This is a genomic window from Sideroxydans sp., from assembly GCF_054604835.1.
In genome coordinates, this window is record NZ_JBTSFG010000002.1 from 92,628 (window position 1) to 108,822 (window position 16,195).

At 60.1% G+C, this 16,195-nt stretch carries 15 protein-coding genes; 5 read left to right on the forward strand and 10 right to left on the reverse strand.

The genetic code is table 11. From position 1 onward, the window contains the following. Positions 1–35 precede the first annotated feature (35 nt). On the forward strand, positions 36–437 hold the full coding sequence (locus ACYCZ5_RS03775) for a bacteriohemerythrin (RefSeq protein WP_461543445.1): 402 nt from the start codon (positions 36–38) through the stop codon (positions 435–437). A 33-nt stretch (positions 438–470) separates the two neighbouring features. Here ACYCZ5_RS03775 and ACYCZ5_RS03780 read toward each other — a convergent pair whose 3' ends face one another. Together ACYCZ5_RS03780 and ACYCZ5_RS03785 are read right to left on the reverse strand one after the other, a co-directional pair. Beyond that, complete coding sequence (locus ACYCZ5_RS03780) at positions 471–1,967, reverse strand: YifB family Mg chelatase-like AAA ATPase (RefSeq protein WP_461543446.1); 1,497 nt, start codon at positions 1,965–1,967, stop codon at positions 471–473. Positions 1,968–1,973: 6 nt separating this feature from the next. Further along, positions 1,974–2,186, reverse strand: a complete 213-nt coding sequence (locus ACYCZ5_RS03785; RefSeq protein WP_461543447.1) for an accessory factor UbiK family protein — start codon at positions 2,184–2,186, stop codon at positions 1,974–1,976. A 232-nt stretch (positions 2,187–2,418) separates the two neighbouring features. On the opposite strand from ACYCZ5_RS03785, the gene ACYCZ5_RS03790 reads away from it, so the two are divergent. The 4 genes from ACYCZ5_RS03790 (at position 2,419) to ACYCZ5_RS03805 (ending at position 5,309) form a co-directional block, all read left to right on the forward strand. After that, on the forward strand, positions 2,419–3,165 hold the full coding sequence (locus ACYCZ5_RS03790) for a TorF family putative porin (protein ID WP_461543448.1): 747 nt from the start codon (positions 2,419–2,421) through the stop codon (positions 3,163–3,165). A gap of 44 nt (positions 3,166–3,209) precedes the next feature. After that, positions 3,210–3,548, forward strand: a complete 339-nt coding sequence (glnK, locus tag ACYCZ5_RS03795; RefSeq protein WP_459722455.1) for a P-II family nitrogen regulator — start codon at positions 3,210–3,212, stop codon at positions 3,546–3,548. A 10-nt stretch (positions 3,549–3,558) separates the two neighbouring features. After that, positions 3,559–4,941: an ammonium transporter gene (locus ACYCZ5_RS03800; RefSeq protein WP_461543449.1), complete on the forward strand. Its 1,383-nt coding sequence runs from the start codon at positions 3,559–3,561 to the stop codon at positions 4,939–4,941. Positions 4,942–5,033: 92 nt separating this feature from the next. Further along, the gene (locus tag ACYCZ5_RS03805; RefSeq protein WP_461543450.1) at positions 5,034–5,309 is read left to right on the forward strand and encodes a hypothetical protein; all 276 of its coding nucleotides are present in this window, start codon (positions 5,034–5,036) and stop codon (positions 5,307–5,309) included. Positions 5,310–5,384: 75 nt separating this feature from the next. On the opposite strand, the gene ACYCZ5_RS03810 is transcribed toward ACYCZ5_RS03805, so the two are convergent. From ACYCZ5_RS03810 to uca, 8 genes are all read right to left on the reverse strand, one after another. Next, on the reverse strand, positions 5,385–6,167 hold the full coding sequence (locus ACYCZ5_RS03810) for an N-acyl homoserine lactonase family protein (RefSeq protein WP_461543451.1): 783 nt from the start codon (positions 6,165–6,167) through the stop codon (positions 5,385–5,387). Next, positions 6,164–6,802 carry a cysteine hydrolase family protein gene (locus tag ACYCZ5_RS03815; protein WP_461543452.1) on the reverse strand — a complete coding sequence of 213 codons (639 nt, stop codon included), beginning with the start codon at positions 6,800–6,802 and terminating at the stop codon, positions 6,164–6,166. The genes ACYCZ5_RS03810 and ACYCZ5_RS03815 overlap by 4 nt, the downstream gene beginning before the upstream one ends. Then, positions 6,786–7,685 carry a DMT family transporter gene (locus tag ACYCZ5_RS03820; RefSeq protein ID WP_461543453.1) on the reverse strand — a complete coding sequence of 300 codons (900 nt, stop codon included), beginning with the start codon at positions 7,683–7,685 and terminating at the stop codon, positions 6,786–6,788. Before ACYCZ5_RS03820 ends, ACYCZ5_RS03815 begins: the two co-directional genes overlap by 17 nt. 7 nt (positions 7,686–7,692) lie before the next feature. Next, complete coding sequence (locus ACYCZ5_RS03825) at positions 7,693–8,703, reverse strand: fatty acid desaturase (RefSeq protein WP_461543454.1); 1,011 nt, start codon at positions 8,701–8,703, stop codon at positions 7,693–7,695. Between the two features lie 61 nt (positions 8,704–8,764). Beyond that, complete coding sequence (locus ACYCZ5_RS03830) at positions 8,765–9,745, reverse strand: ABC transporter substrate-binding protein (protein ID WP_461543455.1); 981 nt, start codon at positions 9,743–9,745, stop codon at positions 8,765–8,767. 199 nt (positions 9,746–9,944) lie between these two features. Then, on the reverse strand, positions 9,945–10,790 hold the full coding sequence (locus tag ACYCZ5_RS03835) for a sugar phosphate isomerase/epimerase family protein (RefSeq protein ID WP_461543456.1): 846 nt from the start codon (positions 10,788–10,790) through the stop codon (positions 9,945–9,947). Between the two features lies 1 nt (position 10,791). Further along, complete coding sequence (gene atzF / locus ACYCZ5_RS03840) at positions 10,792–12,555, reverse strand: allophanate hydrolase (RefSeq protein WP_461543457.1); 1,764 nt, start codon at positions 12,553–12,555, stop codon at positions 10,792–10,794. A 1-nt stretch (position 12,556) separates the two neighbouring features. Beyond that, on the reverse strand, positions 12,557–16,180 hold the full coding sequence (uca, locus tag ACYCZ5_RS03845) for an urea carboxylase (protein ID WP_461543458.1): 3,624 nt from the start codon (positions 16,178–16,180) through the stop codon (positions 12,557–12,559). Between the last annotated feature and the right edge of the window lie 15 nt (positions 16,181–16,195).

Below are 16,195 nucleotides of genomic sequence, written 5' to 3' on the forward strand. Positions count from 1 at the left end.
CACTTGCCGTAATCGGCCGATATTTTGGAGGCAACATGAAGAATCTGATCTGGACGGACAACCTGAACACCGGCATCGACGTCATCGACAACCAGCACAAGCGCATCGTCGAATATATCAACAATCTCTACGGCGCCCTCAGCAACAAGGCCGATAAAACTGCGGTAAGGGATGTCATCGATGAGCTGGTCGACTACACCATGACGCATTTCGCCTTCGAAGAAGGCATGCTGGATGAATACGACTATGCCCAACTCAACGCGCACAAGGCGCTACACGAACAGTTCGCCGCGCAAGTACGCGAACTGCGGGATCGCTTCGATTCCAGCGAGGATGCGTCGGTCGAGCTGAACAACCTGATGGTGACCTGGCTGTTCAACCACATCCTGCACGAGGATGCCAAGTACGTACCGTTCGTACCCAAGTCTGTGCACTGATCCCCGCCCGAGCGCCCACTAGCGAGCGGACGCTCAGTTCGCCTTATCCATCCTCCGGTACTGCACCGCCTCGGCGATGTGCGCGGTCTGTATGTTTTTGCTCGCCGCCAGATCGGCGATGCTGCGCGCCACTTTAAGGATGCGATGGTAAGCGCGCGCGGACAGGTTCAGTTTGGTGATGGCCTGCCGCAGCAACGCTTCGCCTGAAGTATCCGGTGTGCAATGTGCGTCGATCTCGGTCACGGAGAGTTGGGCATTCGGCTTACCCTGCCGCGCAAGCTGGCGCTGCCGGGCTGCTTCGACACGTTGCTGAATGGCTGCGCTATCTTCGCTATCCGACTGCTTCATCAGGTCTTCCTGCGGCACTGCCGGTACTTCGATCTGGATGTCGATACGGTCCAGCAAGGGGCCGGAGATCTTGCCGCGATAACGCGACACCTGATCCGGCGTGCAACGACACTTGCCGTTGTAGTGGCCGAGGTAGCCGCACGGGCAGGGGTTCATCGCCGCGACCAACTGGAACTGCGCCTTGAAGTCGGCACGACGTGCCGCACGCGAGATGGTGATGCGCCCGCTCTCCAGCGGCTCGCGCAGCACTTCCAAAACGCTGCGGTCGAATTCCGGCAACTCATCGAGGAACAACACGCCATGCATCGCCACCGAGATCTCGCCCGGACGCGGATTGCTGCCGCCGCCCACCAATGCCACGGCGCTGGCGGTGTGATGGGGCGAGCGGTATGGGCGCGTCTTCCAGCGGCTCAACTCGAATGCCCCGCCCAGCGATTGCATCGCCGCGCTTTCCAAGGCTTCTTCCTGTGTCATCGCAGGCAGGATGCCGGGGAAGCGCGCGGCCAGCATGCTCTTGCCGGTACCGGGCGGGCCGCTCATCAGCACGGAATGGGAACCCGCCGCCGCGATCTCCAAAGCGCGTTTGGAGGCTGTTTGGCCTTTCACTTCCTTCATGTCGGGGTAAAGCGGAGGAATACTTTCCGTCTGCGGGATGAAACGGGCGATCGGTTCGCGACCTGCCAGATGCGCGGCGACCTGCAACAAGGAGCGTGCGGGATACACCACCGCATCCTCCACCAGCGCCGCTTCGGCGGCATTCGCTTCCGGCAGCACAAAGGCGCGACCGCTGTTCGCCGCGCGGTAGGTCATTGCCAGCGCGCCGCGTATCGGGCGCAGCTCGCCAGTCAGCGCCAGCTCACCGGCGAATTCATATTCATTCAGCTTGTCGGCGGGGATCTGCCCCGAGGCCGCGAGTATGCCCAGCGCAATCGGCAGATCGAAGCGCCCGCTCTCCTTGGGCAGGTCGGCAGGCGCTAGATTGACGGTGATGCGGCGTGCGGGGAATTCGAACTGACAGTTCTGCAGCGCTGCGCGCACGCGGTCCTTGCTCTCTTTAACTTCCGCCTCGGGCAGGCCGACGATGGTGAATTGCGGCAACCCGTTCGCAAGGTGCACTTCGACCGTGACCAGCGCGGCCTCCATGCCCGACAGACCTCTACTGTAAAGAACAGCAAGGCTCATGATGGATTACTTGTTCGACTCCAGCGCAGCGAGGCGCGCTTCCAGCTTGTCCACGCGTTGCGCCAGCACCTCGTATTCCTCGCGCGTCACCAGATCGAGCTTGGAGAAACCCTGTGCCAGCAAAGCCCGTGCGTTCTTCTCGAAATCCTTGGCGGGGCTGTTGGCCACGGCTTCGTTCAGTTTGGACGACATATCTTCAAAGAACTTCGCGTTCAGCATGGTGCTTCTCCCTGTTAATCGTGTGGGCGCAGTGTACCAAAAACTGCCGCACCAACACTGTGCGCCGACCCCGAAATCCGCGCTTACTCGGTGCACCATCCGCGTGCACGGCTTCCATGAGTTTCCTCTCAAAGCCCGCCGTTATTGGGTTTTAAAGGGCTGGCACGGTTGCTGCTGTATGGAAAGCGTGGATACTCTTGTCCCGCTTTGAAACTAAACGAAAGGAAATACCATGTTGAAGAAAAAACTGCTCGTTGCTGCTCTGGCTGCTTCTTTTGCCCTGCCTGCTGCTGCAGAATCCTCCATCTCTTCCAACGTAGGCTTTGTCAGTGACTACATCTTCCGCGGCATCACGCAGAATTCTCACAATCCTGCAGTGCAAGGCGGTATCGATTACTCCCACGACAGCGGCCTGTATGTTGGTGCATGGGGTTCCAACGTCAGCTGGATCGCCGACAGCGGTGCTGTGGCATCGGGTAGCGTCACAATGGAATTGGATACCTATGTCGGCTATCGCGGAACTGCCTCCGATGTTGGCTACGATGTTGGCTTCGTTCGCTACAACTACCTGGGCGACTACACTGCCGCAAGCGGTTTTGCCAAGGCTGACACTCAGGAAATCTACGGTTCCGTAAGCTACCAGTTCCTGAGCGCCAAATATTCTTACAGCCTCGGCGACTTCCTGACTGTTGTCAACGGCAAGGGTTCCAGCTACCTCGAACTGAATGCGAGCTACACCCTTGAAGATGCAGGTGTCACCCTGTCCGCACATGCCGGCAAGCAAACGTTCAAGCCTTCATCTGCTGACATCTACTCCTACACCGACTACAAGCTGGGCGCATCCAAGGATCTGGCTGGCTACGTGGTAGGCGTGGCATACACCAGCACGAATGCCGGTTCTGCATGGACCTATGGCGAAGCCGTTGGCGGTAAATGGGGCAAGGGCGTTCTGGCCGTATCCGTATCGCACGCGATGTAATCACACCGGGGCGGCACGCCGCCCCGTTCTCAAGGAGAGTCATGATGAAAATGGTCACTGCAATCATCAAGCCGTTCAAGCTGGACGAAGTGCGTGAAGCGCTGTCCGCCATGGACGTGCAAGGCATCACCGTCACCGAAGTTAAAGGTTTCGGCCGCCAGAAGGGTCACACCGAACTGTATCGCGGTGCTGAATATGTGGTGGATTTCCTGCCCAAGATCAAACTGGAAGCCGCTATCAAGGACGACCAGTTGGATCGCGTGCTGGAAGCCATCGAGAAGGCAGCCCAGACCGGCAAGATCGGCGACGGCAAGATCTTCGTATCCGACCTCGAGCAAGTGATCCGTATCCGCACCGGCGAAGTCGGTCCGGAAGCCCTTTAAGGAGAGCATGATGAAAAAAGTACTCGCATCTTTCATGCTGCTGGCCGTGTTGTTCGGCGCAGTCAGCCCCTCGTTCGCCGAGGAAGCGGCACCTGCCGCAGAAGCAGTAATGGCGACGACCGAGGCACCCGCTGCCGAAGCCGCCCCCGCACCGGTTCCCGATAAAGGTGACACCACCTGGATGATGCTGTCCACGCTGCTGGTGATCCTGATGATCGTGCCGGGCCTGTCCCTGTTCTACGGTGGCCTGGTGCGCGCCAAGAACATGCTGTCCGTTCTGAGCCAAGTCTTCGGCATCTTCGCGCTGATCTCCATCCTGTGGGTGGTGTACGGCTACTCGCTGGCCTTCGGTGACGGCGGCTCGATGAACTGGATGATCGGCGACCTGAGCAAGCTGTTCCTGGCCGGCATGACCGGTGACAGCACCGCTGCCACCTTCACCGACGGCGTGGTGATCCCCGAGTTCACCTTCGTGGCCTTCCAACTGACCTTCGCGGCGATCACCACCGCGCTGATCATCGGCGGCTTCGCAGAGCGCATCAAGTTCGGTTCGCTGATGGTGTTCTCCGCACTGTGGTTCACTTTCTCTTACCTGCCTATCGCACACATGGTGTGGGCAACCGGTGGCTACCTGTTCGAGAAGGGCGCGCTGGACTTCGCCGGCGGCACTGTGGTGCACATCAATGCCGGTATCGCGGCACTGGTGGGCGCGATCGTGATCGGCAAGCGTATCGGTTACGGTAAAGAGCCGATGGCTCCGCACAACCTGCCGATGACCATGATCGGTGCATCCCTGCTGTGGGTGGGCTGGTTCGGTTTCAACGCCGGTTCCAACCTGGAAGCCACCGGCGGTGCAGCACTGGCCTTCCTGAACACCATCGTCGCTACCGCAGCTGCGGCACTGGCCTGGATGGGCGCTGAGAAGATGATGCGCGGTAAAGCTTCGATGCTGGGTATCGCTTCCGGTGCAGTTGCCGGTCTGGTCGCCGTCACACCGGCTGCCGGTCTGGTCGGCCCGATGGGCGCCATCATCCTCGGCCTGATCGTCGGTCCGGTCTGCTTGTGGGCTGTTTCCGGCCTGAAGAAGTCGCTGGGCTATGACGACTCGCTCGACGTGTTCGGCATCCACGCAGTCGGCGGCATCATCGGCGCGATCGGCACCGGTATCTTCGTATCGCCTGCACTGGGCGGCGTGGGCATCGACGGCTACGAGATGGGCGCACAAGTGATCACGCAAGCCACCGGCGTGCTGATCACCATCGTCTGGTCTGGTGTGGTCGCCTTCGTATGCTTCAAGTTGGTCGACATGGTCATGGGTCTGCGCGTCTCGGAAGAAGACGAGCGCGAAGGTCTGGACACTGCGACTCACGGCGAGCGCGCATACAACGTGTAACCTCTCCTCCCTGGAGCCTCCCGGCTCCATTTCAAGGGCACCTGCGAAGGTGCCCTTTTTTTCTGGGATGACAAGATAACAAGGAGCAATCAATGGCAGGAGAGATGGAAAAACTGTTCGCTCTGGCCGGACGCATCCACGTCCTGTTGCGACGCGAACACAACCGCATCATCGACGTCGAATGGATGTGCACCGATGAATGTTACGCAAAAGAAGTGATCAAGCTAGCACGCTCGGCGGAATCGGAAGAACTGCTTGCACTGGCTGAACGCGTCGAAGCTGTGCATCCGCTGTTGCCCAAGCCACAGCGTATCGAAGTGCCGATACCCGTGAAGGCCGAGGCGAAATACGTCGCCAGCCTGCGCTGAGCCTCAGCAACTCATCTCAACAAACACGAAGGGCACCTCGCGGTGCCCTTCGTGTTTCAGTGGCAGTGAATCCTGCTACTCGTGGAACTTCGGGAACTTCTGCAGCGTGCGGAAGAATTCGATGTCGTGGTTCGGCCACAACTGGGCATGCTCTGCCTGCTGCAGATTTTTCAATTTGCGAATACTGTCCAGCGCAAGGTCTTCGCGATCCTGCCAGCACAATCCCGGCGCGATCTCCTTGGCCAGATTCTCGGACAAGTCGGCCGCGTCACCGCACAACACGACCGGAGAGCCTTTCGGCAGCTCGATCCACAACGACATATGACCCGCGGTATGCCCGGGTGTAGAGACCGCCCGCACTCCCGGTACCAGATCGTACTCGCCTTGCTGCACCTTCCATGGATAGTCGCCGGCGAAATCGTCGCTGAAGTAGGCCGGGTCCAGGTCGGTACGTGCCGCTTGCAGCTCATCGTGCTGCACATGCACTTCCTTGCCGCACACATCGCACAACCCACCCGCATGGTCGAAATGCAGATGGCTGAGGAACACCACATCCACATCGGCAGGCGTCAGACCCATCTTGGCCAGATGGTTGGGCAGGCGCTGCTCCTCCTGCATGTCTGGTGCTCCAAATGCGAATGTCTCTGCGTCGTAGTGTTTGGCACGCTGCCGCGGATTGGCGATCTTGCCGTAGTCGCAACCTACGTCGAACAGGATGCGTCCGTTCGTGGTCTCGATCAGATACGCCAGAATGGGGGCTTCGATGATCTGCCCTTGTCCTTGATTGCGGGTCGACAGCGATTTGTCGTAACGATGGGTAGCGGTCAGTAGTGGCCACAGTTTTAGTACCTGACTCATTGTGCTGCCTCCAATTCTGAGATGACTGTTTGTGCCTCCGCGACGCGCCCAAAGATGCCGCCCTCGACGGCGACCATCTGCAATGCGGCGGCATGCAGGTGAGGGTGAGCGGAGCCACAGGCATCCGCCACCAGCACGCATTCAAACCCGCGGTCTGACGCTTCGCGCAGCGTGGAATGCACGCACACCTCGGTGGTGACACCACAGATATACAGTCGGCTGATATCACGCGCTGCCAATATCTGCGCCAAGTCCGTCTGGTGAAAAGCGCCGTATCCGGGCTTATCCACCACCGGTTCACCGGACAGCGGTTGCAACTCATCGATGAAATCATGTCCGTACTCGCCGCGTACCAGCAGACGCCCGAGCGGGCCCTGACTGCCGATCTCGGCACCGGCCTGGCGACTACGCGCCAGTTTGGCCGGTGGACAGTCGCTCAGGTCGGGTCTATGCCCTTCGCGCGTGTGCACCACCAGCATGCCGTGGCGGCGGGCGTGATCGAGCAGCGTACGGACGAAGGGTATGGGCTGGCGCAGGGCGCTGACATCCATGCCCGCCGTGGCCGCATAGCCGCCGGGATCGAGGAAATCCCGCTGCATGTCGATCACGATCAGCGCGTCATGCCGGCTGTTCATGTGCGACCTCGCTGGATTCAGTGCGTGCCTCGATGACGGCGGCGGAGAGGATCAATGCCCCACCGACCGCTTCGCGCCAGGACAGATGTTCACCGCCGATCAGCACCGCCGAGATCACCGCCACCACCAGCTCGCCCAGCAACAGGATGGCGGCACGGCCGGCATCCAGCCGCGCCACGCCGTAGAACGTGACCAGCGTGCCGGGCAATATCCACAGCAGGCCAAGCGCCAGCATCGCCCCGACCTGCTGGCCGTCGAGTGTGTGCAACGGTTTCCCGCCAAATGTCAGGAAGCCCAATGCGATCAGCGCGCAGCCGCCTATCATCGCGCTCGCCCGTACCGAGTCGGTCAGATGATGAGCGACCCGCACTGCCACGTTGTTGAGCGCGAACGCCAATCCGGACGAAAGCGCCAGCAGGTCGATCATCGACAGTGGCGCGGAGAACAGTTCCGGTCCGCCCAGCGTCGCCACCAAGCCGGCCAGCGCCAGTGCCAGCGAGAGGAGGCGCAGACGCGTGAACGCCTCGCCGAGAAAGATGCGCGCCGCGATGATGGTCCACACCGGCGCGAGGAAGAACAGCAGCATCACGCGCACCACGCTGCCTTCGGTGAGCGAGGTGACCAGCGAGGCGTTGGCCCAGCCGCCCATCAGCAGGATGATCGCCAGCAGCCCGAGCTGGTCGCGCCATTGTGCATAGCTGCGCAAGGCGAACGGCAACAGCAGCAGGGCGGCGAGTCCATAGGCGAACACCTGCACGATGCTGCCAGCGACGCCGATCACGTCCAGCGCTTTCAGCGGCCACCACAACATGCCCCAGAACAGCGCGCCGACCAATAGCGAGCTGATCGCCAGGCCCTCGCGTGGCGTTTGTAATGCGGTCATCGCGATCTCACACCGCAGTCAGAAAGGAGACCGATACCGCGCCGATGAAACCGTCCGCCTTGCCGGCAGTGGTATCGACCACGCCGTAATCGTCGGACAGCACACGCGTCACGCGATGCCGATGGAACGGCAGCAGCAGCTTCGCCATCGGGATCACTTGTCCGTTGCTGTCGCCGTACAACTTCTGGTGCAGGGCGGGCAGACGGTACCAGGGCACGGCCAGCTGTTCGTGGTGTGCATTGTGGTAGGGGAAATTGAGGATCAGCAGGTTCAGCCACGGCCAGCGCACGCTGACCAGATTGGAATAGGTGTTGCCCTGCTCGTAGGGTTTGTCGCGCAGCTTGTCGTCCGGCACCTTGTCGCTCTCCAGAATGGCATACGCGTCATAGGTATGCTGGAAGGCATCGGCGAAACGCAGCACGGTGACCATGATCAGGTAGGCGAGCACATACAGCAGCAGCGCCTGCATCGAGTGATACGCCAGCGCAGCGAACGCGATGCCGCGCAGCAGCAAGATGAGCGCGACGCGCCTGCGGTCCGCGCGCCGTTCTTCGCGCAGGAACGGCAGAGCGATTACGAAGGCGTGCATCAGCAACTCGACTGCCGGGATGTACAGCCACTCCAGCAACAACATGAAGCGGCGGAGTGAAGCAGGCAGAGACTGGATCAGCGCCTTGGTATCCAGACTGATGACGTCGGCGCGATCGACATGATGGCGCACGTGTTTGTGACGCAGATGCTCATAGCGCGCATAGCAGCTGCCGGTGAGCCAAGTCATCAACACACCCCCCCATGAATTCGCGTCGTGGCGCGCAAATATCGTGTCGTGGGCGAACTCATGAAACAGATATGCGGAGATGATGAGCGCGTGGGCGAACCACAGCGTGGCCAACGATGCCACTGCCAAGTTGCTGCTCGTCATCAACCACAAGCCGACCCCGTAGCCGATCAGGGCATACGTGATGGCGATCGAATTTGGAATAACACCATCTGCATGGCGAAAGATGCGCGAACGCATGAGTGCTCCTTTGCATAAACACCCTTCCTGCCGCAGACGGAAGGAAGGGCGATTCACTTCATTACTTCATCACTGCTTTAACGAAGGTGTCGTCGATGGTGGTAGCGATCGCGACCGGCTTCTTGATCTGACCGCTCTTCATCAGGATCTCGTTGATCACTTCACCGCTGACGAAATAAGACTTGGTGTCTTTGCCCGGCTTGAACGGCAGCGCCATCTCTTTCAGCGGGATGTTGTACACGCCTTCCAGTTGCTCCAGCACTTCCTTGCCCGACACACCGATAGCTTTGCCAATGATCTCGGAAGCTTCTTTCGGATGCGACTTCATGTAGGCCAGACCGTCCAGATAGGCTTTGATCAGCGAAGTGATCTGCTTGCCGTTCTTCTTGATGTAAGCCTCGTCGAACACCAGCACGTCGGCGATCAGACCGGGCGCTTCTTTCGAGGAATAGATCACGTGGAACTGCTTGCCGTCACCCATACCGAGGATCTGCGATACGTTCGGCTCATAGGTCGTACCGGCCGGCACCGCCTTGGAAGCCATCGCGGAAGGGATCGCTTCCGGTGTCATGTTGATGGGGCTGATGTCCTTGTCGCTCATGCCGTTGATCTTCAGTGCATAAGAGATCAGGAAGTCGGAAGGAGACAACGGTGCATAAGCGACCTTCTTGCCGCGCAGGTCGGTGATCTTGTTGATCGACATATCTGCCAGCACAGCATCGCCGCCGTTGGAGTAGTCGATCGGCATCACCACCTTGAACGCCTGACCTTGTGCAGCAGCACCGATCACTTGGTCATAAGTCATCAATGCGCCATCCACGGCCTTGCCGGCAACTGCTGAAGGCAGCATGGCCGGATCTGCAAAAGTTTGCAGTGTGACTTTTAGTCCCTGCTTCTTGTACATGTCCATGCCTTCGGCCACATAGAACGGCGAGTAACCGATCCAGGTAGTCAAAGCGATCTTGACCGGTGTCGCTGCACCTGCCGAGAATGAAGCAACCAGCAATGCCACAGCTGCGACGAGTTTCTTGATATCCATCATTTGATCTCCTATTAAAATTAACCAACCGTTACGCAAGGGCGTTGATTCCCCTACTGAACTACATACCTTTCACAGCAGATTGCATGCCAACCTTGCTGTGCGGCGTTCTGGCCTGTTTCGCCGGTACTGCCACTTCCTGAAACTGCTATTCGTGCACCCACTTCGGGCATCTTTCCGGCCTATGCACGATGTTGGACTTCTAAGGTGTGATACCCCTTTCCCATGTTTGGAAATGTTCCCGTTCCGTGTTGCCCATCCACGCATTTACCTCCCACAGATCCGCGACTGGTTGGTACGTGAAAGGCAAGGTATGCAGATACCCGTCCGGTCCGAACTCGGGTGTCATGGTGGAATGCGTTCTGCCGCTGGCTTGCTGTGCAGCCCAGATCGCTTCCCAATAGCGTTGGTGCGAAGCCAGTGCGCCTGCATATTCCGGCGCAGCCGGATGCGGCACTTGCGGCCCCTGGTCATAACCGACGCGCGCGTGGATGTGATGGGCATGCTTGGCGACTTCGAGCACGGCATCCCAGTCGTCATCCAGTTGCCGTTCCATCACCACCACCCAATGACTGAAGTCGCAGGTGAGCTTCAATTCCGGCAATTGCTGCAACACCGACAAGGTGATCCACGGATTGAACAGCGAGCGACTACGATGTGTCTCAAAGCTGCAGGCGATGCCCATGCGCGCCGCGATCTCCTGCGATTCACCGAAGAAACGCACGCTCTGTTCCAGCGTCCAAGCATCGCAGCCGCCGATCACCGTCACCCATTGCGGGTCGAGTGAACTTCCCAGTTGCAACTGTCGTTCCACATCGGCGATGTGCTCCAGCACCGTGTCATGCCGACGCGGCACATAGTTGCCGCCGGTGACGATCTCCTGGATGTAAGCGAGGTTGCGCGATTGCAACACTGCACGCAATTCATCGCGCGGCAGATTGTCGGCATTGCCTTCCAGACCGACGAAGCCTGCGTCGAGCGCTTGACGCGCCGACTCATCCAGCGCGCCCTGATGCCCCCACAGTGTCTTGAACAGTTGCAGTTCCATCTCAGGCTCCGCGCTGTGCCATATAGGCGCGCCAGCCGCCGAAGTGGGTGATGTCTTCCGCGTCTTGCACGGCATACTGCTCACAGATGAAACCAGTCACGGATGAGCCATCCGCCAACTTAAGCGTGCCGATGCCGAGCGGGACAGGGATGCCCGCCACGAAAGAACCGAATTCGCGGTCTGCCATCTCCCACACTTCCACTTCGATGGCCTTGCCGCCCTGCGGCACGCGCACCATGCCGGGCCGATACGGCGGGCCGCCGGGCAAGGCATAGAATTTGTAATCCGGGCTGCTGTGCGTGCGTGCCACCAGATGTGCACCGCGACTGGTGAGTTGATGATTGAGCGGTAGACCTGCCAGGTGTGCGCCGCACACTGCGACGCGCACACGGCTGCCTTGGGCCTGAGGCATAGTCACCTCGCTAGTTGCACCGTGGCTCAAACGTTCTGCCAGATGCAGTAATGGGATGTCCTGATGCGCAGGGGCTACCAAGGTGATACCGAACGGTAAACCATCTTGCTGGAAACCGGCGGGCACCGCGACCGCCGCGCAATCGAGCAGGTTCATGAAGTTGGTGTAGTAACCCAGATTCGCGTTCAGCTTGATCGGGTCCGCTTCCATCTCTTCTATGCGATAAATGGTGCCCGCGGTCGGCGTCAGCAGACAGTCGATCTTGCCCCAAGTCATGGCGGCTTCTGCGCGCAAGGCTTCCAGTTTGTACATGCCGTCAAAGGTGTCGGCAGCGGAGAACTTCTTTGCGCCTGCGATGATCTCGCGCACCACCGGATTGATCGCATCGGCATGCGCATCGAAGAATTCACGAATCGCGGCATAGCGTTCTGCCACCCAGGGGCCCTCGTACAACAACCGCGCAGATTTCAGGAAGGGCAGGAAGTCGATCTCCACTTTCTGCCCGCCGATAGCCTCCATCGCCGCGACACTTTTCTGGAACAGTGCTGCCGCGTCCGGATTGCCGAAGAACTGCAATTGATCCTCACGCGGCACACCAAAGCAGAAGGATTCGGCACGGCCAAAATCGAAACCATAGGTGAGCGCCTGACGCGAATACGCATCCTGTTCGTCCAGCATCGTTGCGACCGACAACACGGTGGATGCATCTTCTGTGTTCAAGGCAAAGATGGACACACAATCCAGTGAACGACAGGCTGGCACCACACCGCGCGTGGAAAGCCAGCCGCGCGTAGGCTTCACGCCGACCAGATTATTGAATGCGGCCGGTACGCGGCCCGAACCGGCGGTGTCCGTTCCCAGACTGAAACTCACCTGTCCCAAAGCGACCGCCACCGCCGAACCGGAGCTGGAACCGCCAGAGATGTAGTCGGGGTTAATGGCATTGCGACATGCGCCATGCGGTGAACGCGTGCCGTTCAAGCCGGTGGCGAACTGGTCGAGATTGGTCTTGCCGATGGGAATGGCACCTGCGTTGATCAGCTCGCGCACCACCGTCGCATGACGTTGCGGATGATAGGCATACTCGTCACAGCCCGCCGTGGTCGGCGCACCGGCCAGATCGATATTGTCCTTGATCGCGAACGGGATGCCGTACAGCGGAAGTTCAGCAGGGTCTTTGTCCTGCAATGCGGTCACATACTTTTCAATCTCTTCCAACGGCAGACGATGGATCCACACATGGTGCGGATCATCACCGATGCGCGCGACGATGTCCTGCATCAGTTGCATCACTTGCAGTTCGCCGGCCAGATAGCGGCGGCGCAGGGTGGCGATGTTCAAGTCGAGTCTCATCTCAGCCCTCCTCGCTTTGGATCACCAGCAGGTCTTGCCCGGCAGATACCTGACCGCCGGTGCGGCAACTCATCTGGATCACTTCGCCGTCACACGGCGCGACCACCGCGATCTCCATCTTCATCGACTCGATCACCACCAGCGTGTCGCCCGCCTTCACCTTGCTGCCGACTTCCGCCGGGATCGCCCACACGTTGCCGGCCACATGCGCGGCGACGGCACGGCTGCCGGGTGGCAGGTCGAGTTCGCTGTCGGCCCCTGCCTCTGCCACATTGCTGTCGCTCGCATACTCGGCCTGACCGTTAGCCTTCCACATCTCGCGCTCGGCGGCGAACGCCGCACGCTGCGTGTCGCGGAACGCGCTGATCTCTTTATCGTTGTCCTGCAGATACTGGTTGTAATCCTTCAGGCTGAAAGTGCTCTCTTCCACCTTGAGCTGGAAACGGCCCGCGATGAAATCCTCGCGCATCTTGAGCAACTCCTGCTCCGACACCGGATAGAAACGGATCTGGTCGAAGAAGCGCAGCAGCCAGGGCTTGCCTTCCTTGAAGTCCCGCGTCTGCTTGTAGCGGTTCCACATCTGGATGGTGCGGCCGACGAACTGGTAACCGCCGGGGCCTTCCATCCCGTACACGCACATGTAAGCGCCGCCGATGCCGACCGCGTTCTCCGGCGTCCAGGTACGGGCCGGGTTGTATTTGGTGGTGACCAGACGATGGCGCGGATCGAGCGGTGTCGCCACCGGTGCGCCGAGGTACACATCGCCCAGACCCATCACCAGATAGCTGGCTTCGAACACGATGTTCTTCACAGTCTCGATGTCCTCGATACCGTTGATGCGGCGGATGAACTCGATGTTGCTCGGGCACCAAGGCGCATCCTTGCGCACCGACTGCATGTATTTCTCGATCGCCAGCTTGGTGGATGGATCGTCCCAGGAGAGCGGCAGATGCACGATGCGGGTCGGCACGCGCATGTCCTCGATAGGTGGCAGTTTTTTCTCGGCCTTGATCAACATCTTCACCAGCGCATCGCGCGCCAGTTCGCGGCTGTCGAAATGGATCTGCAGCGAACGGATGCCCGGTGTCAGATCTAGGATGCCGGGCAACTTGCCGTCGCTCACCGCGCCTTGCACCCATTCCATCAATGCATGCACGCGGAAACGCAGATTAAGATCGAGCACCAACGGGCCGTATTCGATGAGCAGATTGCGGTCGCCGGATTGGCGATACACCACTTGCACCTGCTCGCCCTTGGCTGGGACGGTGTGCACGATGGGGCTGCCCATCTCCTGCGCGGCGGGATAGGCCGCCTGCTTCTGCGGCAATCTCAATTGCGCGATGGTCGCGTCCTGCAATTGCTCCAGATGGTTGGCTTGCTCCAAAGACATGAAGCGGAAACGCACCGTGTCGCCCGGACGCAGTTGACCCATCTTCCACAACTCGGCATGCACGATGGTGACCGGGCACACGAAGCCGCCCAAGCTGGGGCCGTCCGGCCCGAGGATGACCGGCATGTCACCGGTGAAATCCACCGCGCCGATGGCATAGGCGTTGTCGTGGATGTTGGACGGATGCAGACCCGCCTCGCCGCCATCCTGCCGCGCCCATTCCGGTTTAGGACCGATCAAGCGCACGCCGGTACGGCTGGAGTTGTAATGCACTTCCCAGTCGGTGGCGAAGAAGGTCTCGATGTCAGCCGGGGTGAAGAAATCAGGCGCACCATGCGGCCCGTACAACACGCCGATCTCCCATTGCTTGCTGTAGGTCGGCAACAGCTCGGACGGTAGCGCACGCGCCACATACTTTTCAGTGCTCGCACCCAGATGCAGCACGTCACCGGTGCGTAAAGTGCGCCCGCCGTGACCGCCGAATTGACCCAGGGTGAAGGTTGATTTGCTGCCCAGATAGTCCGGCACATCGAAGCCACCCGCCACCGCCAGATAGCTGCGACAACCGCCGCCCTGCACCGCGCCCAGACGCAGCACGCTGCCGGCCTTTACTGCGTGGCTCTGCCAGAACGCCAGCGGCGCGCCGTCCAGTTCGGCTTTCATATCCGCACCAGCCAGCGCAATGACTGTGTCCTTGTTGAATCTCAGCGTCGGGCCGGATACGGTCAGTTCCAGTCCGGCTGCGTCGGCAGCGTTGCCCACCAGTTGATTGCTCAAACGGAACGCCAGCGCATCCATCGGGCCCGAAGGCGGGACGCCGATGTTCCAGTAACCGAGACGGCCGGGATGGTCTTGTATGCTGCTCTGCACACCGGGCTCCAGCACGTCGATGCTATGCGGCAGATAGTGGAAGCCGTTCAGGTAGCGCGTGGTCTGGCGACCTTCGGCGAACACCTGATCGGCCACGATCTGGCGCAGGTAATCGAGATTGGTCTCGATGCCGTCCACGCGCGTCTCGGCCAGTACCGCACTCATCTTCTCCAGCGCGGATTCGCGGTTCATCGCCTTGACGATGATCTTGGCGATCATCGGGTCGTAGTAGGGCGGCACTTCGCTGCCGCGTTCCACCCAGGTCTCGTTGCGTGCATTGGCGGAGAACTCGACCCCGCTCAACACGCCGCTGGAAGGCTGGAAGTTCTTATTCGGGTCTTCCGCATACAGGCGCACCTGGATGGACGAACCCTTGGGCTTGATCTCGACACTGTCCAGTGCAGGCAGCTCGCCCGCGGCCTGCAACACCATCCACTCGACCAGATCGACGCCGGTCACTTCCTCGGTAACGCCGTGCTCCACCTGCAAGCGCGTGTTCACTTCGAGGAAGTAGAACTCGCCGCTCAAGGCATCGAACACGAACTCCACCGTACCTGCCGACTGGTAGCCCACAGCTTTGCCCAAACGCACGGCGGTATCCAGCAGATGCTTTCTGACTTCGGGCGTGATGTTGGGTGCGGGGGTCTCTTCGATCACTTTCTGGTTACGGCGCTGCACCGAACAGTCGCGCTCACCCAGCGCGATCACGCCGCCTTTGCCGTCACCGAACAACTGCACTTCGATATGGCGTGCATGCTCGACGTATTTCTCCAGATAGATACCGGCGTCCTTGAAGTTGGCGCGTGCCAGACGTTCCACCGACTGAAAGGCCTCGCTCAGTTCGTCCGCGCTCCAGCACAGACGCATGCCGATGCCGCCGCCGCCCGCGGTGCTCTTGATCATCACCGGATAGCCGATGCGCGAAGCCTCGGCATGTGCATGGCCAACATCGCTCAGCAGTCCGCTGCCGGGCAGCAAGGGCACGCCGTTCTGTTCGGCGATCTCGCGTGCGGTGTGTTTCAGACCGAAACGGCGCATCTGGTCCGGTGTCGGGCCGATGAACGTTACGCCTGCTTGTGCGCACTGTTCGGCGAAACCCGCGTTCTCGGACAGGAAGCCGTAACCGGGATGGATGGCCTGCGCACCGGTCTTCAGCGCGACTTCGAGGATGTGTTCGCCGCGCAGATAACTGTCGGCCGCTGCCGCGGTACCGATGCATACGGCTTCGTCCGCCATCTGCACATGCAGTGAACGCGCATCGGCTTCCGAGTAAACCGCCACGGAACGGACACCCATCTTGTTCAGGGTGCGGATGATGCGGCAGGCGATCGCGCCGCGATTGGCTATCAAGACTTTATCGAACATGGTTACTCACCTGAG